27 protein-coding genes and 1 pseudogene are annotated in these 23,124 nt (G+C 43.6%); 16 read left to right on the top strand and 12 right to left on the bottom strand.

Annotation, left to right across the window (positions count from 1 at the left end; translation table 11 throughout):
- Positions 1-11: 11 nt before the first annotated feature.
- From ABUA47_RS04980 to ABUA47_RS04945, 8 genes and pseudogenes are all read left to right on the top strand, one after another.
- A complete protein-coding gene (locus ABUA47_RS04980) occupies positions 12-1,850 on the top strand; it encodes a RagB/SusD family nutrient uptake outer membrane protein (RefSeq protein ID WP_035449053.1) in 1,839 nt (612 codons plus the stop codon).
- 99 nt (positions 1,851-1,949) lie between these two features.
- Entirely contained in the window at positions 1,950-3,548 is a 1,599-nt protein-coding gene (locus ABUA47_RS04975) for an alginate lyase family protein (protein ID WP_005832978.1), read from the top strand.
- Between the two features lie 60 nt (positions 3,549-3,608).
- A complete protein-coding gene (locus ABUA47_RS04970; protein ID WP_005832976.1) occupies positions 3,609-5,540 on the top strand; it encodes a glycoside hydrolase family 97 protein in 1,932 nt (643 codons plus the stop codon).
- A 26-nt stretch (positions 5,541-5,566) separates the two neighbouring features.
- Positions 5,567-7,933, top strand: a complete 2,367-nt coding sequence (locus tag ABUA47_RS04965) for a GH92 family glycosyl hydrolase (protein WP_034529654.1) — start codon at positions 5,567-5,569, stop codon at positions 7,931-7,933.
- A gap of 202 nt (positions 7,934-8,135) precedes the next feature.
- Positions 8,136-9,108: pseudogene (locus ABUA47_RS04960) on the top strand (transposase).
- 1,119 nt (positions 9,109-10,227) lie between these two features.
- Entirely contained in the window at positions 10,228-10,812 is a 585-nt protein-coding gene (locus tag ABUA47_RS04955; protein WP_005816332.1) for a hypothetical protein, read from the top strand.
- A 15-nt stretch (positions 10,813-10,827) separates the two neighbouring features.
- Entirely contained in the window at positions 10,828-11,010 is a 183-nt protein-coding gene (locus ABUA47_RS04950) for a hypothetical protein (protein WP_004319908.1), read from the top strand.
- An 829-nt stretch (positions 11,011-11,839) separates the two neighbouring features.
- A complete protein-coding gene (locus ABUA47_RS04945) occupies positions 11,840-12,226 on the top strand; it encodes a single-stranded DNA-binding protein (RefSeq protein ID WP_004319910.1) in 387 nt (128 codons plus the stop codon).
- Between the two features lie 355 nt (positions 12,227-12,581).
- On the opposite strand, the gene ABUA47_RS04940 is transcribed toward ABUA47_RS04945, so the two are convergent.
- Positions 12,582-12,896 carry a hypothetical protein gene (locus tag ABUA47_RS04940; RefSeq protein ID WP_224204806.1) on the bottom strand — a complete coding sequence of 105 codons (315 nt, stop codon included), beginning with the start codon at positions 12,894-12,896 and terminating at the stop codon, positions 12,582-12,584.
- Between the two features lie 882 nt (positions 12,897-13,778).
- Between ABUA47_RS04940 and ABUA47_RS04935 the strand changes: the two genes are divergently transcribed.
- From ABUA47_RS04935 to ABUA47_RS04910, 6 genes are all read left to right on the top strand, one after another.
- Entirely contained in the window at positions 13,779-14,333 is a 555-nt protein-coding gene (locus ABUA47_RS04935) for a hypothetical protein (RefSeq protein WP_005816324.1), read from the top strand.
- Positions 14,321-14,572, top strand: coding sequence for a hypothetical protein (locus tag ABUA47_RS04930; protein ID WP_007837480.1), 252 nt, complete (start codon positions 14,321-14,323; stop codon positions 14,570-14,572). The genes ABUA47_RS04935 and ABUA47_RS04930 overlap by 13 nt, the downstream gene beginning before the upstream one ends.
- Before the next feature lie 47 nt (positions 14,573-14,619).
- On the top strand, positions 14,620-14,976 hold the full coding sequence (locus tag ABUA47_RS04925; RefSeq protein ID WP_007837478.1) for a helix-turn-helix domain-containing protein: 357 nt from the start codon (positions 14,620-14,622) through the stop codon (positions 14,974-14,976).
- Between the two features lie 53 nt (positions 14,977-15,029).
- Positions 15,030-15,455 carry a single-stranded DNA-binding protein gene (locus tag ABUA47_RS04920; RefSeq protein ID WP_005816321.1) on the top strand — a complete coding sequence of 142 codons (426 nt, stop codon included), beginning with the start codon at positions 15,030-15,032 and terminating at the stop codon, positions 15,453-15,455.
- A gap of 119 nt (positions 15,456-15,574) precedes the next feature.
- The gene (locus tag ABUA47_RS04915) at positions 15,575-16,330 is read left to right on the top strand and encodes a ParA family protein (RefSeq protein ID WP_005816319.1); all 756 of its coding nucleotides are present in this window, start codon (positions 15,575-15,577) and stop codon (positions 16,328-16,330) included.
- Positions 16,331-16,337: 7 nt separating this feature from the next.
- Positions 16,338-16,616, top strand: coding sequence for a plasmid partition protein ParG (locus ABUA47_RS04910; RefSeq protein WP_005816317.1), 279 nt, complete (start codon positions 16,338-16,340; stop codon positions 16,614-16,616).
- 306 nt (positions 16,617-16,922) lie between these two features.
- Here the strand turns inward: ABUA47_RS04910 and ABUA47_RS04905 are convergent, their stop codons facing one another.
- The gene (locus ABUA47_RS04905) at positions 16,923-17,174 is read right to left on the bottom strand and encodes a hypothetical protein (protein ID WP_225494525.1); all 252 of its coding nucleotides are present in this window, start codon (positions 17,172-17,174) and stop codon (positions 16,923-16,925) included.
- On the opposite strand from ABUA47_RS04905, the gene ABUA47_RS04900 reads away from it, so the two are divergent.
- Both ABUA47_RS04900 and ABUA47_RS04895 read left to right on the top strand, forming a co-directional pair.
- Positions 17,168-17,734 (top strand): hypothetical protein, encoded by a 567-nt coding sequence (locus ABUA47_RS04900; protein WP_005816315.1) that lies wholly within the window; start codon positions 17,168-17,170, stop codon positions 17,732-17,734. The genes ABUA47_RS04905 and ABUA47_RS04900 overlap by 7 nt on opposite strands.
- Positions 17,735-17,737: 3 nt before the next feature.
- Positions 17,738-18,229 carry an SLOG family protein gene (locus tag ABUA47_RS04895; protein WP_005816313.1) on the top strand — a complete coding sequence of 164 codons (492 nt, stop codon included), beginning with the start codon at positions 17,738-17,740 and terminating at the stop codon, positions 18,227-18,229.
- A 300-nt stretch (positions 18,230-18,529) separates the two neighbouring features.
- Here ABUA47_RS04895 and ABUA47_RS04890 read toward each other — a convergent pair whose 3' ends face one another.
- From ABUA47_RS04890 to ABUA47_RS04845, 10 genes are all read right to left on the bottom strand, one after another.
- The gene (locus tag ABUA47_RS04890) at positions 18,530-18,709 is read right to left on the bottom strand and encodes a transcriptional regulator (protein ID WP_005816310.1); all 180 of its coding nucleotides are present in this window, start codon (positions 18,707-18,709) and stop codon (positions 18,530-18,532) included.
- A 24-nt stretch (positions 18,710-18,733) separates the two neighbouring features.
- Positions 18,734-18,970 carry a hypothetical protein gene (locus tag ABUA47_RS04885; protein WP_005816304.1) on the bottom strand — a complete coding sequence of 79 codons (237 nt, stop codon included), beginning with the start codon at positions 18,968-18,970 and terminating at the stop codon, positions 18,734-18,736.
- Between the two features lie 9 nt (positions 18,971-18,979).
- On the bottom strand, positions 18,980-19,186 hold the full coding sequence (locus ABUA47_RS04880; RefSeq protein WP_005816302.1) for a hypothetical protein: 207 nt from the start codon (positions 19,184-19,186) through the stop codon (positions 18,980-18,982).
- A complete protein-coding gene (locus ABUA47_RS04875; protein WP_005816300.1) occupies positions 19,183-19,620 on the bottom strand; it encodes a DUF4186 domain-containing protein in 438 nt (145 codons plus the stop codon). Before ABUA47_RS04875 ends, ABUA47_RS04880 begins: the two co-directional genes overlap by 4 nt.
- A 183-nt stretch (positions 19,621-19,803) precedes the next feature.
- The gene (locus ABUA47_RS04870; RefSeq protein ID WP_005816298.1) at positions 19,804-20,049 is read right to left on the bottom strand and encodes a hypothetical protein; all 246 of its coding nucleotides are present in this window, start codon (positions 20,047-20,049) and stop codon (positions 19,804-19,806) included.
- 14 nt (positions 20,050-20,063) lie between these two features.
- Positions 20,064-20,639 carry a DUF6155 family protein gene (locus ABUA47_RS04865; RefSeq protein WP_007837469.1) on the bottom strand — a complete coding sequence of 192 codons (576 nt, stop codon included), beginning with the start codon at positions 20,637-20,639 and terminating at the stop codon, positions 20,064-20,066.
- A gap of 10 nt (positions 20,640-20,649) precedes the next feature.
- Positions 20,650-20,949, bottom strand: a complete 300-nt coding sequence (gene trxA / locus ABUA47_RS04860; RefSeq protein ID WP_005816294.1) for a thioredoxin — start codon at positions 20,947-20,949, stop codon at positions 20,650-20,652.
- A gap of 194 nt (positions 20,950-21,143) precedes the next feature.
- Complete coding sequence (locus ABUA47_RS04855; protein ID WP_005816292.1) at positions 21,144-21,680, bottom strand: hypothetical protein; 537 nt, start codon at positions 21,678-21,680, stop codon at positions 21,144-21,146.
- A gap of 3 nt (positions 21,681-21,683) precedes the next feature.
- Positions 21,684-22,367, bottom strand: coding sequence for a DUF3800 domain-containing protein (locus ABUA47_RS04850; RefSeq protein ID WP_005816290.1), 684 nt, complete (start codon positions 22,365-22,367; stop codon positions 21,684-21,686).
- Between the two features lie 16 nt (positions 22,368-22,383).
- The gene (locus ABUA47_RS04845) at positions 22,384-23,007 is read right to left on the bottom strand and encodes a recombinase family protein (RefSeq protein WP_005816288.1); all 624 of its coding nucleotides are present in this window, start codon (positions 23,005-23,007) and stop codon (positions 22,384-22,386) included.
- Positions 23,008-23,124: the final 117 nt, after the last annotated feature.

The following is a 23,124-nucleotide window of genomic DNA, read 5'->3' as shown; positions in this document are numbered from 1 at the left end:
GAAAGAATAAAATGAAAACTAAGAATATAATTAAAAAGGGCTTATTGCTTATTTCCGTAGCTACTTTCGCAAGTTGTTCGTCTTTTCTTGAAGAAGAAAATTGGACTAGTCAGTCAGCTGAAGACTATTACAAAACAGCCAAAGGTTATGAATCATTAGTTAATGGTGCGTATGCCTCTTTGAAGTCTGTATATAATAATTATAGTTACCATAAACTTACTCAATTGGGTACTGATATTGGCACACAGCCTAACGGTACTGTTACTAGCGACTTGAATCAGTATGTAGTGACTTATGATAAATCAAACGGAACTGTATATGAGCAGTGGTCTAAACTTTATGTAGCATTAAAAGATGTAAATGCTGCTATCGGCCGTGCTACAAATGTGACTCTTAAAACAGAAGACCCTATTGAAGGAATTGATCCGAATCAACGTGACTTGAGGGTGGCAGAAGTCAAATTTCTTCGTGCGCTTTATTTGTTTGAAATTGTGAAGAATTGGGGGCAAGCTCCTTTGGTACTGGAAGAAGCTCAATCAACAGCAACAACTTCTAAACTGAACAGTGGCGCGGAATTTTATACTCAGATTCTGAAAGACTTGCAAGATGTGTTATCTTCTTCATTGCCCGAAAAACAAGGAGCTTCCGATTTTGGACGTGCTTCAAAAGCAGCAGCTCGCCATTTGCGTGCTTTGGTTTATTTGACTCGTGGATATCAGGACTATGCAGATGTGAATGACTTTAAAAATGCATATGATGATGCGATGTATGTAATTGAAAAGACGGGGCATAGTTTACTTGAAGACTATGCTATGGTTCACCGTCAGTCTAATGAGGCTAATGATGAGGTTATTTTTGCTGTAAACTATAACAATAGTACAAATAATAATAATAATCAACAGAGTACTTATTATCTATTCTCTTACCGTGAAGGTTGGGAAGGTTTGGCCAAATCAAATTTCTACGCCAATGACTACGGAGATGTGATGCCCTCAAAGTATCTTTATACCTCTTTCGATTGGAAAAAAGACCGTCGTGCGGAAGTTACTTTTATGAGTCCGTTTAATGGAGATCCTGCTACTTCGGTGGATGGACGTACTTATGGACGTAATGCCTTTATGAATACTACTCAGCTAGGGTCTTCAAGTACAGGTGTTGCCGATACGGTGATTCATTTTCCTGTACCTACAGAAGAAGGCTTTAGAGTGTATTCAAAAGCTGAGCAAGATGCGGCAAATGCTGCTTCTCCGATGAAGTTTATTTATAATTATCCTTCCGGTTCTTACAAAGATTGCTCTGAAGATGATTACTTTATTACCGGTTTGCAAGGCAATAGTTCAACCACTCGTGCTTGGTTGCCGGTATATAAGTTCAAGGATGCAGGTACTCTTTATGGCGAAAGTGGTGGTAGCCAGTATGGAAGTCGTGACATCGTGTTGTTTCGATTGGCTGAAACTTACTTGATTGCAGCCGAAGCAGCTGTAATGAAAAAAGACAATGTGAATGCTTTGCTTTGTATCAATGCGGTTCGTGAGCGTGCAATGCATAATGCGAAGGAACAAGGTTTGGCTAAATATGAAGGTACAGTCACTATTGATGACGTATTGGATGAAAGAGCACTTGAATTATTTGGTGAAGCACCTCGTTGGAATGATTTGACTCGAACTGGTAAGTTGGCCGAAAGAGTTTTAGAGTATAACTGGGACGTAACCCATATTACAGGTGGTTTAATCCAAACTCAATTAAGTGCAGCCACCAATGCCAAATATAGTCTTCGTCCTATTCCGGTGAATTGGCTGAATACCCTATCTAACGGACAAGAATTGGGAAACAACCCTGGATGGGAATAATAGTAAATTGAAACTATAAATTAATAGGGCTTGCCAGTTTGTTATTTGCAATAAATTGTGCAAGCTCTTTGTTCTTTTAATCTTAAAAGAGTATTTGTTATGGATATATATGAAAAACTACTTAAATGTGCAAGCGTTTTAGTGATGCTATGTTCGATATTTTCTGCTGCTGCCCGAAACTTTATTCATCCCGGTTTGCTTCATTCTCAAGACGATTTAAAACGTATTACTCGACTTGTGAAAGAGAATTCCTATCCGGCTATGGGTTCGTATGATTTATTGAGAAAAGTGCCGGGTGCATCCTTTGAGTATGAAATGAAGGGGCCGTTTGAGAATATCAGTCGTGCCGGAAAATATGGATACACCAAAGCTCCTTGTGAAAGCGATTGTAATGCGGCTTATTATAATGCTCTGATGTGGAACATTACCGGTGATGTACGTCATGCCGATAAAGCTATGGAAATTCTTCGAGGATATGCATCCACATTACAGAAAATATATGGACCTGATGATCCTCTTTGTGCAGGTCTTCAGGGATTCATGCTTATAAATGCAGCTGAAATAATGCGTTACACTTATCAAGATAATCAATATGTGAAAGGTTGGAGCGAAGCTGATACAAAGAGTATAGAAGGTATGTTCCGTAATGTATTTCTTCCAGTACTTACCACTTTTGTTCAAGCCAAACCTTATGCAAATGGTAATTGGGGAGGATCGGTTAACAAAATGGTGATGGCAATTGGTATTTTCTGTAATGATGAACCTCTTTACAATCAGGCTGTAGACTTCTTTTATAATAGTCGGGATAATGGAAGTTTGCCTAATTACATTGCAGAAACTGGCCAATTGCAAGAATCGGGACGTGATCAAGCTCACTGTATGCTTGGAGTAGGTGTTTTGGCTGAATTGGCAGAATGCGCTTGGAAACAAGGGGATAATCTTTATGCGGCTTTAGATAATCGTATTATGAAAGGATATGAATATCTTTCTAAAGTTAACTTGGGCTATACGGATGTTCCTTTTGAAGTTTGGAAAGATGCTACAGGTAAATATTGTAACTGGCAAAATATGGGAGAAGCAGAATTGGGCAAATTCAGGGCTGTTTTTGAAATTGCATATAATCATTATGTGGAACGAAGGGGAATTGCAATGCCTTATACGGAAAAGGTGCTAAAGCGTATTCGCCCTGAAGGCATAGGATGGACGTGTGATAATCCGGGTTTTGGAACATTACTCTTTTACTTAGGAAAAAACGAACCGGTTCCTCTTGAAGGGCAAATTTCAGAACAACTTAAATATGGCTGGAAAGGGTGGCAAATTGCAGCACCTGATTTAGAGCCTGTCGGCAATGAATTCTTATTGGTGAACAAAGGTATCTCAATGCAGAAAAACCGGATACACTATAATCCTTCAGAATTCCCTTATATAAAAGTGACATTCAGCCATAAACCCGAAGAGGTTAAAGATGGATGGCTTCGGTTGAGCTATAGCGTACAGAGTGCTCCTGAATTTTGGACTTTTTATGAGAAGGATGCGGTGAAAGTGGATGGTAATACTTATTGGTTTGCTGTGAAAGACGCACGTTCCAATAATGGAACATTATTTGGTACACGTGACAGGCATATTTCGTTGTTGCTCGATTTTGGAGACATAAAGGCTGTCGGTGTTGAAAGTATCGTTTCCGAGAGTCATTTATAAATGTGTGTGACGGATAGGTGTGGAGCTAAACAAAATAACAATATTGTAATTAGAATTGATATGAAGAAGAGATTAACACTGACGTTTTGGGGTATGTTGGTTGCGTTTTCTGTTATGGCAGAAGCGGTGAAGGTTACATCGCCCGACGGCGAATATGAGTTTACGGTGAGCGATGACGGACAATTGAGCTATTCGCTTTTCTATCAACAGAAAGAGGTGATAGAACCTTCTCGGTTAGGAATCGAATGGAACGAAAATTGGTATGATGGAATCCGAATAGTCACTTCGCGTAACAGCCGGATAGATAAGAATTGGAAACCTGTCTACGGTGAACGTGCCGTTGTGAAGGAATTATATAATGCTTGCGAGATAGAGTTGGCTAAAACTGGTTCGCGGAAGAGAATGGTGCTGGATGTGCGAGCTTATAACGAAGGCGTTGCATTCCGTTATCGTTTTGTAGGAGGTGAATATTTGAAGATTGAAAATGAGTTTACCCAATTTACACTTCCTAAAGGCACTCTTGCTTGGCATACCGAACGGGCACAGACCCCTTATAATCTTTTGCCACTCGAAGGGTGGGAAAATGAGTCGGATCGTCCGTTGATGCTTCAATTGCCAGAAGGCCAATATGCTTGTCTTGCCGAGGCTCAGGTCGTGGATTATGTGCGTACCAAATTTAAACTTTCGGATGAGAAACCTTATACTTTGCTTACTTCAATGTATGGAATAGTGGAGGATATAGCTCCATATCATACGCCTTGGAGAATTGTGATGTGCGCTTCCCGGCCAGGAGATATTCTCGCTAACAATGACTTGTTGCTTAATCTGAATCCTGATTGTAAAATCGCTGATACATCCTGGATTAAACCGGGGAAGGTAATGCGGGAGGTTACACTTACCACTGAAGGTGGTAAGGCTTTAGTGGATTTTGCAGTGAAGCGCCGCTTGCAGTATATTCATTTTGATGCAGGTTGGTATGGTTTTGAATATGACAAGTCTTCTGATGCTACTACCGTAACGCTCGACCCACGGCGCAATGAGCAGATTGATGCGCTTAATCTGCAAGAAGTGATTAGTTATGCCAAGTCGAAAGGAATAGGTGTTATCCTTTATGTAAATCAACGTGCTCTTCAACAACAACTGGACGAGATACTTCCTCTTTACAAATCATGGGGTATAGCGGGTATTAAGTTCGGTTTTGTACAGGTCGGCTCTCAAATATGGACAAGGTGGATGCACGAAGCGGTGAAGAAATGTGCGCAATATGGCCTTATGGTGGACATTCATGATGAATATCGTCCAACGGGTTTTAGTCGTACTTATCCCAATCTGATGACCCAAGAAGGTATTCGAGGAAATGAAGAATTCCCTGATGCGACTCATAATACCATTCTTCCCTTTACGCGTTTTGTTGCAGGTGCCGCAGACTATACTATCTGTTATTATCGTCAGGACTTCGGGCGTTTGCATACGGATAAAGATAGTTATGGGGTACCTCGTTCTCGTACTATTCAAACAACTCCTGCTCATCAATTGGCTCTTTCTGTAATCTATTACAGCCCTCTTCAGTATATGTATTGGTATGATAAACCCTCTGATTCACAAGATGAACCTGAATTGAAATTCTTTGATGATGTTTATACTACTTGGGATGATACGCAGGTGCTTCAAGGTAAGATAGGCGAATTCGTTACCATAGCTCGCCGCAAAGGTGAAGAGTGGTTTGTTGGTGCCATAACCAATAATGATGCTCGCGAACAGGAGATTAGTCTCGATTTTTTGCCGCAAGGAAAGTCTTATATAGCTGAGATTTATACAGATGGAGATAAATCAGTAAAAACCCGTACTCGTGTGCGATGTCAGCGGTATCTTGTGAATGCCCAGTCGGTGCTTCGTTTCTCTCTTCGTGCTTCCGGTGGTGCCGCTATTCGGTTGGTGCTTGATACAGGTGATAACCGAAATGTTCGCAACTATAGGAAGCAGAAATTATAAAGATTTAATTTTTAAAATCCAGTATGATGAAATGTGATAAGAAGAAGTGTTTATTGGCTTTAGTATTTCTGTCATCATTGTTAATGTCGTTAAAGGTTTATTCTAATGAGCCCGAAACAAATTGGAAGTATGTAGAACTGGTAAATCCATTCGTGGACAGCCATCGTTCTCGTTGGTTCTTTTTTAGTTCTGCTTGTCGCCCATTTGGTATGGTCAGTCTGAGTCCTGATACAGATACGGAACATTCATGGGGATCGGGTTATATGTATGGCTCTAAGTATATACGATGTTTTAGCCATATTCATAATTGGCAGATGTCCGGTGTTGCTGTAATGCCTACGGTTGGTCCATTTAAAGGGCATTTGGGCATGGACTCCTATCAGTCTGAATTTACTCATGAGGGTGAGATTGCCAAACCTGGGTTTCATAAGGTGAAACTTACAAATTATGATGTGACTGCTGAATTAACGTCGACAATGCGGGTAGGCTTCCATCGTTATACGTTCCCCCAAAGCGATTCGAGCTATGTCCTTTTTGATACTGGCGCTTTTTTGGCTCACAGTCCTACCGCTTATTCGGAAGTCTGGAAGATTAGTGATACGGAAATAGCTGGTTGGGAAATAATGGAGCGTACAGGGCGTCGTCCTAAGGATACACCTGTCTATTTTTATGCACAGTTGAGCAAGCCGGTGGAGCAGATAGTGACTTGGCGTGAAGGGAAAATAGTGCCTAATACCAAACCTGAGCGAATTTCAGGAAAGAATGTGGGATTGGCTGTGAAGTTTCGTACCAAGGCCAATGAAAAAGTACTACTGAAGGTTGCCATTTCATACGTTAGTGTAGAGCAGGCTCGTAAGAATCTTTATGCGGAACTGGAATCATGGAATTTTGAAGAGGTAAAACATGCTTCGTTTGATGAGTGGAATACTTGGCTTGGTAAGATAGAAGTGGAGGGCGGTAGCCGTGAGCAACAGATAAAGTTCTATACAGATCTTTGGCACGCATTATTGGGACGTAAGGTAGTGAGTGATGTTGATGGGTGTTATCTTGACCAAACGTCTGACTTTCCCCGTATTTGCCGTATTCCTTTGTCTGCAAGTGGTAAACCTCTCTACAATCATCATAATTTTGATGCGTGGTGGGGGAGCCATTGGTCGCTTGATATTCTTTGGTCTATGGCTTATCCGCATCTGATGGATGATTTTTGCAATACAATGTTGGATATGTATCGTAATGGGGGACTTATTCCTCGCGGACCTTCGGGGGGGAATTATACCTATGTAATGATAGGTGATCCTGCTGTGTCTTTCTTTGCAACTGCTTATAACAAAGGTATTCGTAATTATGATGCTGATTTGGCCTATGAAGGGCTACGCAAGAATGCATTTCCTGGAGGTATTCGTGACCATGCCGGTTACGAACATAGTAAGGATGCTCATTCAGGTGGAATGGAATATTATATTAAAATGGGATATGTGCCTGATGGACGTGCGAATGTGGTAGGTATGCATACTACAGGTGCATCTATGACCTTGGAGTACGCATATCAAGACTGGTGTCTTGCCCAAATGGCCAAGGCAATGGGCAAGCAAGCTGATTATGAATTGTTCTTTGAACGCTCAAAAAATTATAAGAACCTTTGGAATAAAGCATCAGGATTCATGCAACCTAAAGGGACGGATGGAGAATGGTTACCTGATTTCGATCCACTTGAGTTGACGGAGAAAGGTGGTTTTTGTGAAAGCAATTCGGCTATATATTCTCATTATGTTCCCCACGATATGCAAGGTTTAATAGCACTTTATGGTGGTCATAAGAAATATGCCGAGCGTTTGAATGAGAACTTTGTCAAGAGTGAGCCTTATGGTTTTTTCCGTTCAAAAGATACCAAATCTGGTAATTGGACTGATTACGGTAACCAACCAGGCACGGGCATGGCTCATCTTTTCAATCATGCTCGGGCACCATGGCTGACACAAAAATGGGTGCGTAAGGTCAAAGCGGCTTATGCTGATGTTACCCCGTATGGTGGGTATCGTGATGATGAAGACCAAGGGCAGATGGGAGCTTTGGGCGTTTTAATGGCGATGGGACTGTTTGAAGTGGACGGAGGCTGCGCTGTAAAGCCTTATTATGAGATAACCTCTCCTATATTTGATAAAGTGACCATACATCTTGACAATAGGTACTATCCGGGAAAGACTTTCCAAATTGTAACTACGGGCAATTCCGACAAAAATATGTATATCCAACGGGCTACGTTTGATGGAAAACCCTGGGATAGGTGTTGGTTCTATCATGAAGATTTTGCTAACGGTGGTGTTCTTGAATTGCATTTGGGTGATAAGCCTAATAAGCAATGGGGAATTGGTAAATTGCCGCAGGATGATTAAAATGCGGAGGTTGCGTCAAAACGTTGACACAACCTCCGTATAGCTTTTCTTATTTGAATAGGTCTTTAATTGGGGATATTCCTAAAATAAGGAAATTTAAGGCAACTCATTCATTGCGAGTTGGTTGCCTTTTTGTCTCTTTAAGCATTCCCCCAAAAAACGGTTTGACGGCCAAAACGGGGGTAATCTAAACTAAAAACACATGGTAAAGATACAAAAAATCTCAGAAATCGAACCTCGTTTGGGTTTTACTGAGTTCGATATGCTAAAAAATATCGTCAAAGTTTTGCAACGAGTGAATTAGGCCGCCTCCATGCTCTGTTTCCTTTCTCGGAATTGGCCCGACAAATGCATTTGAAGTCCTCTGCTTTGGGGCGTAAAAGTTATTTTTCTCCCGAAGGTAAAATAGCCTTGATGGTCTTGAAGTCCTATACCAACTTTTCCCGATGCCACCTGTTATGAAAGCCATCTTGATGTAGGCCGTGCCTACCTTGCTTATAGTAAACTACGTAAACGCAGGAAATCGCAGATTCGTATGATTAAACGCAGGTCACTTACTATCCTCTGATTACCAAAGACGCTTTTCGGTCATACAGACAATCCTTGAGCAAGGGAAGAGTTTATTTGCAGGCAAGAAAGTATCTAACCGTATTGTGAGTATCGACCGGCATCACCTTCGCCCCATCATCAGGGGCAAGGAAACCAAATCCGTTGAATTCGGAGCCAAAGTCAACAATATACAGATAGATGGAATCTCTTTCATAGAACATATCTCTTTTAAGGATTTTAATGAAGGAGTACGTTTGAAAGACTGTATTCGTCTGCAACAACAACTGACCAGGGTTAGGGTCAAGGCGCTTGTGGCAGATTCAATCTATGCCAATAATGCCAACCGGAAATTTTGTACTAAATATCATATAAGTACTTCCTTTAAGCGTAAGGGCAGAGCTGCCAAGGATGAGCCGCTTCGTAAGATTTTACGGTCGGAACTCAGCCGTGAAAGAGCTACCCGCTTGGAAGGAAGTTTTGGAACGCAGAAGCAACATTACTCACTGGCCAGGATAAAAGCCAGAACCAGGAAAACGGAAGTACTTTGGATTTTCTTTGGGATACATACAGCCAATGCGGTATGTATGATAGAAAAAGTAGAGAGGAAAAAAAGGATGGCTGCATAATCAGACTAAAATAAGAAGAAAAGAGGGGAGGTTTTTAACTTCACCTAAAAAAGGCATGTACATAACGCATGGGTGGGAAGAAAAGAATAAGTATATGTAAATAATATTCTATGAAAAAGATAGAAGACCGGGAGAGTTGAACGGAAAAATCAAGAGAAAAGCTCACGTAAAGTAAAACTTTTCTCTTGATTTATTAGAAACGGGAACATTTACTGAATATCCCCAATTTATTCAATGTGTTTGCCTACGAACTGTACGTGTTTCACAAAGTCATTCATTTGTACTTTTTCGCTTAGGGCGTTTATCGGTTCACCGTAATAACTTACATTCTCAAATATAAAGTATATTGATAATCAGTTAGTTACTGTTATCAAGATACAAATGATATGCAAATGTAAGTATAAAACCATATAGAAAAAGTACAAATGGACATTACTTTGTATGATAACATCCTTTTCTACAGATTAAGGGTTAACACAATGTTATACTACTGATATTCAGCATATTGAAGCTGTTCTTCCTTGCATTCAACAAAGAGTGTTAAATTATATTAAATCCTACAGGGCAATTATGATTCGTGCAAAGATAATATTTTGCAGTCAAAGGAAGAAAGACTTCTTGAACCACTTCTATGGTTCTATACTTCTGTTTCTGACGTAAGCTGACCCGTACGGTTTTCGGGTTTTAGACGGACATATATACAGTTTACTTTAGGTTAGCATATATATAAGAGCTAACCAAGGTAAACTAAAGTGTTTTTGTCCTGTAGATACTGCACTTTGTGGACTCTTTTCTCCTTTGACTGCAAAAACCTCTTATAGCCTTATCTCCACCTATAACGTCACTTCACACTGCTGTACCATGCAGTCTGCCATGTACCACCCCATCGGGCTTTGATAAGAATTGTGTTGCAAAGGTACCTGTCATGGCGTTCATCCTGCAAGGTCGGTGCCTGTGGTTTGTCCGTGAAATCTCCACGCTCTGATTGTGGCAGAGGTAGTATTTGACGGCAAAACCTTGCATTGATGAGCCATAACACCTTTTGGGGCAACATAATTCTTTAATCAATCCCGATGGTAGTTGGTTCTACATAAGGGAAGAAAATAAAAATTTTATCTTATGGCTAACATTTGCGACACTCAGTACAAGGTGACAGGCTCACGCAAAGCCGTGGCAGACCTTTGGAACACACTCCAAGAGTTGGAGGTGAACAGTAATAATGTGTATCTGTATCTCTTGGCAGAACACTATGGCATTGACTACGAGAAGAAAGGCATCTCGGTGAGAGGACACATCTATTGGGCAGAGTATGAGGAGAACGTGGAAGACGATTATGCCCTCTTGTCCTTTGACACCGAAAGTGCTTGGTCTTCATGCGACTTGTTCTTTGAGGAGGTGAACAAGGCACTTGGCGATGAACTTTCAATCAGTTGGCGAGAGGTTGAGCCAGGTTGCGACATCTTCTATACGCACGATGAGAACGACTTCTTCCCCGAAGAGTGCTACGTCACTGCATACGGAGAACTCTTTGAGGATTGTGAGGGTGCTTACTCCACCTTTGGTGATGCTATCAAGTTGTGGTGTGAGAAGACTGGTGTCTCACAGGACGGAAGAAGCGAACAGAAGATGATTGACTTCATCAATGAATACGAGTATGAGGCAGAGGACACGAATTTCTGCATCAATCCAATCACATTCGGCTAACAAGGAGGAACGGATATGGCAACGATAGACATGGAGCAGTTGGACGGCGTTGTAGGGTGTTTCTGCACCTTGCTTTATCCCCGAAGAGGTCAGACAGAGGGAACGATTGTCGAGGACTTGGGTTGTGAGGTCATTGTCCAGCTCATCAACGGCAAGGAAGTGACGGAGTACAAGGATGATGTTGTCATCTGTGAATAATCAGGAGAGAGTCTGTTGGCTATGTGGCTTGCAGACTCTTTCTTCCTTTGACTGCAAAAACTCTTTTAGGACAATCCTCCAATGAGGTTATGGCTGTTGTAACTGAAATACCTTGGGAGCAAGTTGTGCGGTTTGCTCACTTGCTCCAGTCCTGTTATAGAAGCGATGCTTCGACACCTGTATAGCGATACGTCGCCAAAGTCCCTTCGCCGTTTTAAGCGTCTCTGTACCTTGTTATAGGAATGGTCATTTCGCCTTTTGGTTTTACTCGTCTGTCTTTTGCGACTCTTCCTTGTCGGACACAGAACTTGGTCTTAGCATGATGACAGTGCTATCGCCAATCCTCTGATGTCTGTCCTCTTTTGGCTTGATGCCTCTATTGCTAAGCTGACCCTTAGGCTTGTCGTTCATCGTGCATCAGTGTTCATGCTCCTCACTCTTCTGATGATACAGCTGTAAGGTCGGATTTCCCGCTTCGTTTCTCCAGGCATACAGCCATAGCAGTGCCCCTGTCTGTTGCATACGGATTGCCTCCTTGCTTACAACCTTTGTTCCATTGTTTGGCCCCGTCTTTTTCTGAATTGAGCTATTTGAAAGCCACTTATTTTTACCATGCAAAGGTAGCGTGATGCTGCGAAGGACTTCCTCCTTCTTGTGTGGCCGCTATCGCTGTGACCAATAAAATAGTGCGTAATCTTCCTTTTTCTCCCTTACCGCCAACGACAAAAAGAGTATTGCGAACGATTTTCATGGTGCTTCCCACATGGTGCCACATCCCTGCTTTTGAATGCATGTAAAAATTAAGTTTCACTTTTAAATTCAATTCAAAATGAAAAAGATCGAGAACAACTTCACAGTTTCAGGTTTCGTAGGTAAGGATGCAGAAATCCGTCAGTTCGCAAACGCCAGCGTAGCACGCTTCTCGTTGGCAGTAGGCCGTCAGGAGAAGAACGGCGAGGAAACCAACCGCGTATCGGCTTTCATGAATATGGAGGCATGGCGCAAGAACGAGCACACCGAATCATTCGACAAGCTCACCAAGGGCACGTTGCTCACCGTCGAGGGTTTCTTCAAGCCAGAGGAGTGGACAGACAAGGATGGCGTGAAGCACTCCAGAATCATCATGGTTGCAACCAAGTTCTACGAGTGTCCCGACAAGGAGGAGACTCCTGCGGAAGAGCCGGCCAAGCCAGCAACCAAGAAAGGCAAGAAATAGCCTTTCCTCTCCATAACAAGGCGACCTTCGGGTCGCTTTTGTTTTGCTCAGGGACATCAATCTGCTGTTATAGCGTGTGATAATCTTCTCTAATAACAACCATGTGCATTTATTAACCATAACGGCAACGCCGTCTTCCTTTATTCTAACCACTTCGTCCCTCACCATTTGCGAAACGTCACCAAGATGGTTGGCATACAGATATTCCCGGCTGATGGCGACAAAGTCGCTATTAGCCAAGAAAGACAGTATGCCAAGGTCTGAACGCGAGAGGACTGCCATCTATGCCACAAGATGCCGAAGCCGAGGCTTCTGATAATTGTGTCCTTTACTGGCTATCCACTCGCCTTGATATTCAGACCGTCAATCTTGCGACAGCTTCACTACCCACCCACACCTGCTTTACTATTCTTCTTCTCTTTGACTGCAAAATATTTTCTGTTATAAGCGGTGGTTTCGTCCAAGTGCGTTGTATCGCTTCGCCCCACACCTTCAGAACGGCATTACTGTACGGACACCGCACGAATCCCATGTGACAGGCAGCCAACAATGTCACTATCAGAAACTGACACTTCTGATAACTGCCTTTATTGCTGTCTGGCTGTCCCATTATCGGGCTTCGGCAATGTCCGTGTAATGCCATTCTGCCCACCCATACCACCTTTACCACTAATCAACTGTTTTACAATTTCTCTTCTGCTATACAAGAGGCAGTTCTTGTCCACTCAGGCATATTGAATGTGGCAGACATGTCTGCTACGTCCAATCTGCCTCAGTGTCCTGCGGCAAGGACAAGGCACATTTGTCATGCTGACAGGAGTGCCCGATTTGTCCGTTGCGCAACTGTCTCTTCTTGCCTGATATACGTTACTATCTACTTCTAAATTATACTGCTTTGCCCCACGCCTTTGCGAAGCGTTACATGGTCTGTCGTCATACAGACATCCTTGGCTGATGGCAACACGTTGCTATTAGCCAAAGCTGACAGTATGCCGAAGTACCGACGCGAGAGAATTGTCTGTCCGTGCTACAAGCTATCAAGGCTGAAGCTTTGATGACTTGCATCCCGGTCAGCCAACACACTCGCTTTATGTCGGTACAGCAGACCTGCAAACACTTCACTGCCCACCCTTACTGTTTCAATCTTTCTTCTTACCTCTTTATATATAACACATCATTCCTCTTGCAGCCAATATCAATAATCTTCTTCCAATCAGCGCAGTGGTAGGCATATTTCCTGCAAAGTTAGCCGCGTCTGAGACAATCGTCAAATTCTGCTTGAGGTCTTGTGACTGTGAACAATCTTCCTTTTCCTCGGAAAAGAGTATTCTTCACACATAATTTGTCTTTATGTCTTTTCTTGCGGCTTGTGGGAGCAGAAAATATCCCTCCACAGGCTGAAAGGTCTCGAAAGGAGGGAAGAGAAAGAAACGGTTAAGCGAACGCAGAGGGAATTTATTCACTATGCTGAGCGTAAGTTTCTTCAACGTAGTTAAACAAGTCCAGCGACATGGGCGACAAACTTATTTGTATCACTAAAAATAGAAAGGCAATGAAGATTATCATCCTGCATGATGCTGACGCACGCATCGAGTATCTTGACGTAGCCGACCACCTTCTCGGCTCAGACATCGAGGAGTTCCTCACCAGACAGGGCTTCTCAGTGAACAACATCACATGGCTTGTCACATCGGCAGACCATATCCCAGTGGTTTACCACAAGTATGACATCGACTGCAAGACCGGCGAGGCAACCCACACCAAACGAGAGGCAGAACTGCAAGACCTCACTATCCACGGACAACTCCAGGCATTGCAGCACCGGGAGCAGGACGAGCTGAAAGCGGCTCTTCGCAAGTACGGCACGGAGGTGGACGGAGGCTTTGAGGTGCATTTCGAGGGAGAGCAGCCCATCGTGGCAGGTTATCTCTTTGACGAGCCTCGTGACATCGTCATAGACGCAGCACGTTTGGATGCCGACGGAAACTTGTCGCTTCTTGGAGAGGACAAGGAAGTGAGGGATGGACAATACGACATAGAGCCAAGCGACATATTTGGCGGTCAGTTGGACTATGTCACGTCGAGTATAGGTGCATGGATGAAGTAGGAGCATGTATGACCCAGTGCATCGTATATGACGAGACGACCAAGGAGAGCGAGACCTTTTGCTCATTGACCGCAGCCAAGAAGTGGATGCGAGAGCGCATCAAACAGAAGCATGAGGTAAGCGGACAGAAGTACAGAGTCTATTCCGACGGAGAGTTTGTTAATTGCGGCTCTATCAGTCTCACAGGCAGCAACAAGTCTTTTGTCGCCAATACAAGGCAGACGAAGAAAGGATATTAATAACAAGGTAACGGCAAGCCTAACCAACTTGCCACACATATATTGATATGGAAAAGCAAATATTGAGTTTTAATGACTTGCCATCAGCATTGTCATTAGTAATAAACAAGCTGGAGATTTTAGAAGAAAAGTTTTCCACACTAATGACTCAAATTCAGCCCGATAAGGGATTGGAATGGCTTAGTGTTTCCGAATTGAGTGAGTATCTCCCTACCCATCCAGTTGAACACACAATCTATTGTTGGACAAGCAATAAACAAATACCATTCCATAAGAAGGGGAAACGTATCATGTTCCTCAAATCTGAAATTGATGAGTGGATGCAAGATAACAAGAGTAGGTCACGAGCAGAAATTATGAATGAAGCAATAGCTTATGTTCAATCAACAAGAAAAGTCATTTAAATAACAAGGTAACGGCAAGTCTAACCAACTTGCCACTATAACATTTTCACATTATGATTTACACTCACACTATCGGACGCATCGGAGCAAAGGATTGCCGCGTCATCACAGGTACACACGGAACATTCATGGCTGTTGACATCGCAGTGGACGACTACAGTAAGGGCAAGCAAATCACCACTTGGGTAAGGGTGAAGAGCAGCAAGGAGAACCATATCCGTTTGGCTGAATACCTCACCAAGGGTCGTATGGTGCTTGTGGAAGGCACACTGACTTCTTCCATTTGGACAGACCGCAACGGAGAGAACCACATACAGCATAGCATCATAGCTGACTCCATCGCCTTTGTCAATGCAGGGAAGAAGGATGCAACCGACACACCTGCAACAAAGGCACGCAAGGCAGCCAAGGCAGAGGGCGAGGCTCCCGTACCGCCAGCCGATGCACCGCAGGACAAGAGCGAAGACCTTCCCTTCTGAGGGTAGTATCAACTGAGAGTAGTACGTACTAATCGTAGTAAATCCGCTTTTACTATGGTTAGTATGTACTATCAGTAGTAGAATAGTAAAGTAGTATTCACTAATAGTAGTATCATGTTATGACACAGATAATTGCAGTATTAAATCACAAGGGTGGTGTAGGGAAAAGTACGACCGCAGTAAGCCTTGCGGCAGCTCTGCAACTGAGTAAGAAGAACGTCTTGGCTATTGACATGGATGGACAAGCCAACCTCACGGAAGCCTTGGGATTGTCCATCGAGGAAGAACAGACAGTCTATGGCGCAATGTGTGGACAGTACACCTTGCCGTTGGTCAAGTTGCACAACGGCATCACCGTCTCACCCTCATGCCTTGACCTGTCTGCGGCTGAGTTAGAGCTTATCAGCGAGCCGGGACGGGAGCTTATCTTGAAGGGACTTATCACCAAAGCCATCGCCAAAGAGCATTTCGACTACATCATCATCGACTGTCCACCGTCATTGGGCTTGCTGACCTTGAATGCCCTCACCGCAGCCGACTACATCATCATCCCTGTTCAAGCGCAATACCTTGCCATGAGAGGTATGGCAAAGTTGATGGACATCATCCGCATCGTTCAGGAGCGGCTCAACTCCAACCTTAAAGTGGGCGGCATCGTCATCACCCAGTTCGATCGCCGCAAGACGTTGAACCGAAGCGTGAGGGAAATCGTCAATGACAGTTTTCACGAGAAGGTTTTCAAGACCGTCATCCGTGATAATGTGGCTTTGGCAGAAGCACCCATCAACGGCAAGACTATCTTTGAGTATAATCCCAAATCCAATGGTGCCAGTGATTATATGTCTTTGGCAAAAGAAGTGTTAAACTTAAAATAGCATAGCCATGAGCAAGAGCAGTATGTTGAAAGAGGGAATGAAAGGCGGTCTCAACGGACTCCTTTCTTCCACAAAGAAGCCGAGTAAGGAGCAGATAGTCACAGAAACTACACCAGCACCACCTGTGTCTGTTTCTGAGACTACCGAAGTGCCGGTGCATTGCAATTTCCTTATCAACAAGAGCATCCACACGAGGATGAAGTACCTCGCCATCAAGAAAGGGATGTCCTTGCGTGATATTGTCAATGAGGCAATGACAGAATACCTAAAGCGGCATGACACATGAGTGCCGCGCGGTATCATCGCCGAACAGACGATGATACCGCTATCTCTTCTATAAACAGACTTTACTATCCGTAGTATGGTAGTAAAAACTATTCGACTATTATACTATTCGTAGTCGATACTACTTTTAGAAAATACTATCCAACTCATTTTTAGGGCAATAGTTTTCTCTGCTTGTAGGACTGTCTCCATGCTGATAAAAGGCAATGTCGTTCCCTATTACAAGATTTTCTCTTTTTCCCTCATATCAACTATCGTCCTTCCCCATATACAGCTTCGCCCCACGCCATCCCGCCCGTTTCCTCTTTTACATAACAGATTTCTTTTCGCCTGCCTTGCCGCTGCGGATATTGTTTTGCAAAGGTAATGCTGGCGATTGTTCAAACACCAAATCGTCCATTGCATTTGACCGAAAAATCTTCCTCTGCGTGCAGAGCGTATTTTTCGCTCCCGATTTGGCTTTTTGATCGCCATCACTCTTGGAAAGCAAAAAATATCCCTTGGGCAGGCAGGAAAAGCCTCCGAAATAAGGGAAGAAAAAACATAAGAGCAATGGCACACAAGAATGACTATCAAATCCAAAAGCAGTTAGACAAGCCTCAGACTTGGTTCTGCAAATACTATCCCGCACGCATCCGCAATGTGGGTGAGAAGGAGATTGCCGACAGACAATTAGTGTTTGACTTCAAGGACGGAAGAGCCTACGAGGAAGTGGCGCAGCGCACCGCAGAGAATATGCTGACACTCTACGGCAAGGGTTGCGTGAACATCGTCTTCGCCCCCGTTCCAGCATCCACAAGCGAGAGCAACGAACTCCGCTACAAGGCTTTCTGCCACAGGGTGTGTGAATTGACAGGAGCGGAAAACGGCTACGAGCACGTGAGGGTATGCGGAGAGCGTAAGACCATCCACGATAACCGCAAGAACGAGGATGAAGTCCGCAAGGCGAATGTCGTTGAGTTTGATGAGCCGTTCTTCGACAACAAAATGGTGTTGGTCTTTGACGATGTGATAACCAAGGGTCTCAGCTATGCCAAGTATGCCAACCAACTCGAAAGGCTCGGGGCATGTGTTATTGGCGGTATGTTCCTCGCACGCACACATTATAAAGTAAGGTAAAGTATGACAAAGTACGACAAGGCAGTGTCCGTATGCTTCAGCGGACACCGCAGCGTACCTTTCGCCAAGCGGAGGGAGTTGAAGCAATGTCTCAAATCGGAGATAGCCAAGGCGTATGCCGACGGCTACCGGTATTTCTATTGTGGCATGGCAATGGGATTTGACCTGCTGGCGGCAGAAGCCGCCCTTTCGTTGCAATGCGAGTTGAAGGACTTGCAGGTGATAGCCGTTGTGCCGTTCCGTGGTCAGTCTGACCGGTGGAGCAAGGAAGAGCAAGCCAAGTATGATGCCATCCTGCGCATCGTGGATGACGTGGTCGTATTGAGCGAGCAATACTACAATGGCTGCCTTCTGAGGCGCAACGACTATATGGTCAACCGCAGTTCACGTCTCATAGCCTACTTCGATGGCAATCCCAAGGGCGGCACGTTCTACACCGTCAGAGAAGCCAAGAGGCAGGGATTGGACATAGTGAATCTTCATAATAGTGTATAACCCATAAAACAGAAAATGCTTATGGACGATATTGTTGCAATCATCGTTTGCTACTTCGTGTTCGGAGCTTTGGGCAATGTGCTCAGAGCTTTGTTCGGCGGAGAGAGACGAAACGACTTCCGCCGTGACCGCTAAGCGTCTTTAAACCAAGATACGCTGACAGCCATACGTCTGCACCTTACCCCAAAAAGATGCAGCGGATAATTGTGTCCGTAGGCAAGGATATTCAGATTCCTCACCTTAACATTTTGATAAAAATAAAGATACTGCTGCCTATATTTCAAGACAGCAGTATAAACCTTACTCTGCAGGTGCCCATTTGCAACGCACAGGAGAGACGATTGCACCCTCTGCTTTCAGCTGCTTCATGGCTGCATCTACCTCTTTGCGGTCGAGACCGCTGAGTTCTGCGATTTTACCTGCGTTGAGAGGCTGACCAGCCTCTTTCATTGTTGCCAATACTTTTTCTTTTGCGTCCATTGTTTTGATGATTTGATGTTTTGTTTATAATCTTGTTATTAACTCTTGTATTTTGTCTTCCCTTATAATCTTCGGTTGTGCCTTACCTGCCAGAACGAGAATTTTCTTCCCGTTTCTGTAGATGTGCAGCTGTCTGCTTCGTACCACTGCTGTCAAGGTCTCATCATCCTGCATGGCTTGCCATATAGGATAATACACACCTTCTGGTTCAAACAACTTCTTCTGAAGGTGTGAGCACATGTTGGTTGTATCTATTGTCATATCGTTACGTCATATCATTAACATGATTCTGCCAGCTTCTTTTGTGAACATTTCAGGGAAACGGCAGATTGTTGCATACACCTGCTTGCTTGTCACAGGCTGACCGTCCTTTCTCAGGTGCAGCCTATGACGATTGATGGCATCGGCAATCTGGTCGGTTGTCATGCCGCCATTTCGCTTTACCATCACATATACTATGGCTTCTTCTATCTTCATCCTTTATTCATCTGTTTTTCAATCCATGCCATCAATACGGCAACAGCATATTCCTGTTCTTCCTTGGTCAGTGCCCTGCCTGCTGAGATGTGATGCCACTTGAAGAAGCATCCCCGGCAACAACAGCCAGTGGCATGTTGAGCCAGGAAAACAGGATGCCCACGCATGGGAGTCTGCTTGCCGTCGTTCGGTATGACAGCCGGAGCAAGTCTTTTTGCCACAAAGTCCTCTGCGTGTTTTCGTATCGTCGGCAATCCCTTTTCCATTACATACTCCCTGTCTTGCTTGGACAGATGGAACCGGCTGCGAAAATCAGACTTTGCCAATCTCTCAAAGAGATTCGTCAGGTCATACTCTTTCTTATCACCAGGAACGCTTTCTTGCGGCTCTTCCTCTTGGAACAACGATGGATATATGTATTTCTGTGACATCATTATCTGTTGCTTCTGATTTCTAATGTTATATCCATATATGACCGCTTGCCGTCTATATAGTCTGCATAGAGTATTTCTTCGCTTCTGCCTTTCAGAATATGGCACTTACCGCACAGCTCACAGTTGTGCAGACATCTCCATTCATTCAGAACGTAATCCAAACGTTCCTCTCGTGTAGATGATTCAATAGAGGGTGTGCTCATAATCAGTGTCTCCCACAGCGTGGTCAATCAGTGCCTGAAACTCTTCTTCCGTATAGTCTTCTTCCCAACCATACGTTACGTCCTTTATGCCCAAAGTAAACCCTAATGCCTCAGAATAGGATATGCCAATTTCAGCTGCAAGGTCTCTTGCCGCTTGAAAAATCTGCTCTTCTTTGCTTAAGGGCAGTTGTTTCGCTTTCTTATGTTTTTTCTTTGGTTTCCCCATTTGAGTATATTCGTTTAATAATCAGCGTTGATGGGCATCTTGAAATTCCTGTATTTCTTTCGGAGTTCCTCATTTTGCGCCTTCATTTCCTCATACATATCATTCAGTGCGTCAGGAAATCCCCATCCACAAGGGCTTGCCCAACGAAGGCATTGCTTGATTCGGGAATCATACTTGTCCCAAAGGTCATAAAGCACGATGTGGCGCAATGTCTTGTCGAAATTACTCTCAACAGAATCATAGAATTGCTCCCACATGTCTCCATAGTCATAAGTGAACTGACAGGCATTCTCCATATAGAACACCATCAATTCTGCGACTGAATCTTCCGAAGGCTTCAGTTTCTTGAAGTCGGACAATGCCTTGCGGCACACTGAGAAGCGTGTCTTTGGCTCTCTGTTTCTGCTCGGATAGAACTCTTCCCGTATGATGTGCTTATACTCTTCCAGCTTCTGGCCCTCATTCGGCTCTGCATAGAAGTCAAGATATTCCTTTGCCTCTTTCCGTGCAGAATAAAGTTCCAATACCATTTTTATTATTTCACTCTTGTCCATGGACATGAGGACAGACTTTAATTTAGATTTTGACATTTCTGCTCTTTTATCTTAAAAACGGGTCAATCGTTGCCAGCAACTCTGATTTCTGCATCACACCGCTCGTCCTCCACAACACTTCGCCGCGTCTGAACAGCATCAATGTGGGCACAGACTGTATGCCATACTGACTTGCAGTCACCCCATACTTGTCCACATCTACCTTGATGATGCGGATTCTGTCACCCAACACTTCCTTCACCTGCTCAAGGATGGGGTGCATCATCTTGCATGGCTGGCACCAGGTGGCGAAGAAATCGACCAAGACAAGTTGGTCACTTGATATAACGTCTTTGAATGTTTCCATTACGATTTTCTGTAAAATTATGCTATTTTCTTTCCTGTTATCTTACAATACTGCCCTGCAAATGTTAAAATCGAGAAGAATTCAATGAAAAACCTTCGTTATTTCAAAGAATATTCGTACCTTTGCAGCGCTCATCTATAGATAGAAGGAGTTTCGAGACCCGGTTGCCTTTGATGCAATTCGGGTCTTGCGTTTTATAGTGGTGTCTGCAATCTCTTTTTCATCTTCTTTTCCAAAGCCTTTAGTCCATACTCTTTGTTAAGATGGTATGCTGTCAACAGATAGAATCCGTTGCTACGTTGTTGTTCCAAGACAATAACATACTTTTCCACTTTATCATAGATGTATGTTTTCTTGACCTTACGCTTTTTGCCGTCCCTCTCTTCTATGGTAAATACATCCAGATTGTCTGGTGTCAATTCTCTCACATGGTGATTTATCCAATGAAGCCTTTGTGAACGAGCCATCTCGAATACTCGCTTTGGATAAGTCGTACCGTCTTCGTTCTCAACCATGATTTCTTCACAGGTAAGATGCTTGAACAATCTTGCCATGTCAATCTCGCCATCTGTCTTTATAGGATAGATGCGCCACCCTCTGAATGAGAATTGACAGTTATCTTCTATATCACGCTTGAATATTGCATGAAGATCATGCTCTCTTTCTCGTTCACTGAGATATGCCAGTTCCAGCAGCTCAGGGTATTTCTTGATAATATTCAAACTGCTCATTGGCTATTTCAGTGCGATAAAAAACAAATTAAACTTCTTTCTAAATTTGGGAGTTGTGGTGTTGAGACTGATATTACTGTGTTTTTTTATCTTTTCAATCAGCTTCATTTTGGCTCTCACCCTTCCTTCAACTTCTCCCTTTTCATATCTAAGGTTGTAGTTGATGGCTCCCATTAGAACATCTGCCAATTGGATGAAGACACTTTCGTGTGAACGTATAAACTGAAACCTGCCAATGGAAGAGTTGTATTCCATTATTTTTCTGAGCCTCTCCAGCTTATCGCTACTGCATGTGTCCTTGATATCCATATATATGTTATATGTATAATCCATGTCCATCTTGTGATGCAGCAATTGGTAGTACATGCGAAAGTAGAAATCATTAAACGTATAGTCTTCTCGTTTCTCGTCAATCTGACTCTTGTCAACAACCACAGCCCTAAATTCCATGTCATTCATAAAGAACCAGTCTATAAGCTCTGCATAGACTTTATACGTGGCCTCGTGGACATTTGTCCATTTCAGCTCATCACTATAGCCGTGCTTCTTCTTAATATCTTTTATGGCATCTTTTGCCATGCGGATTTGTGTGTATGCTATACTTGTACATCCCAAAAGCATGTAGGGATGACCGTCATGCACCATGTGGGTGCTTTCATCACAGTAGATGTTGAATGTCTTATTCATTGTATCTGTTTTTTGTTTATTCTTTATTCCTTTTCTTCAGCGGTCCACTATGAGGTCCACGGTTCAGCGTCACACCATGCTTGTTGAGTATGCGGAACACGGAACTTCGGCTTGTGAAGCCGCTGATGGCAAAGATGTCATCTATGCTGTGCCCCTCGTTGTACATGTTCACGATATTCTTCTCACGCTCCAGTTTCGACAGTGCCCTTTCCGACTTCTTGGGCGGCCGGATATTCTGTTGCAGATGGATGATGTGTGCCGATGCCTTGCGCAGCACGGCACACTCCTCAGAGAGTGACCCGAACATACGGATGACCTGTGAGGGCTTGGTGTCGGGGAAAAGTTCGTCAAACGTATCGATGCGGTCTTGGATGGAGATGATGCGAACCACCTTCACACGGCAGTATTCTATGAATGTAGCCAGTTCACGGGTGCCACGCAGTGCGTTACTGAACCTCGACACCACCAGCTCGTCGCCGCGCTCCAGACTCGATATGAGCTGCTTCCACATCGGGCGCAGCCTCTCGTGTTCGGACAGTTCCTCTATCACCTGAACACAGCCGTATTGCTGCATCCAAGCCTTGTCTTCTGCATACTCTTCGCCATTGGTGGCGATAAAGATGTAACCTACTTTTGCCATACTGTTGTACGCTATTAAATGAAATCAAGTGCAAAGGTACACTATTTTTCCGAGAAACAATCATACTTGAACGAAAAATCATACTTAAACACGATAATTTGCCATTTTCTTTTCACT

Source organism: Bacteroides sp. RTP31139st1_H2_RTP31139_211217, from assembly GCF_040227615.1.
Taxonomy (GTDB): domain Bacteria; phylum Bacteroidota; class Bacteroidia; order Bacteroidales; family Bacteroidaceae; genus Bacteroides; species Bacteroides uniformis.
This window is presented reverse-complemented; position numbering and strand designations above follow the sequence as displayed.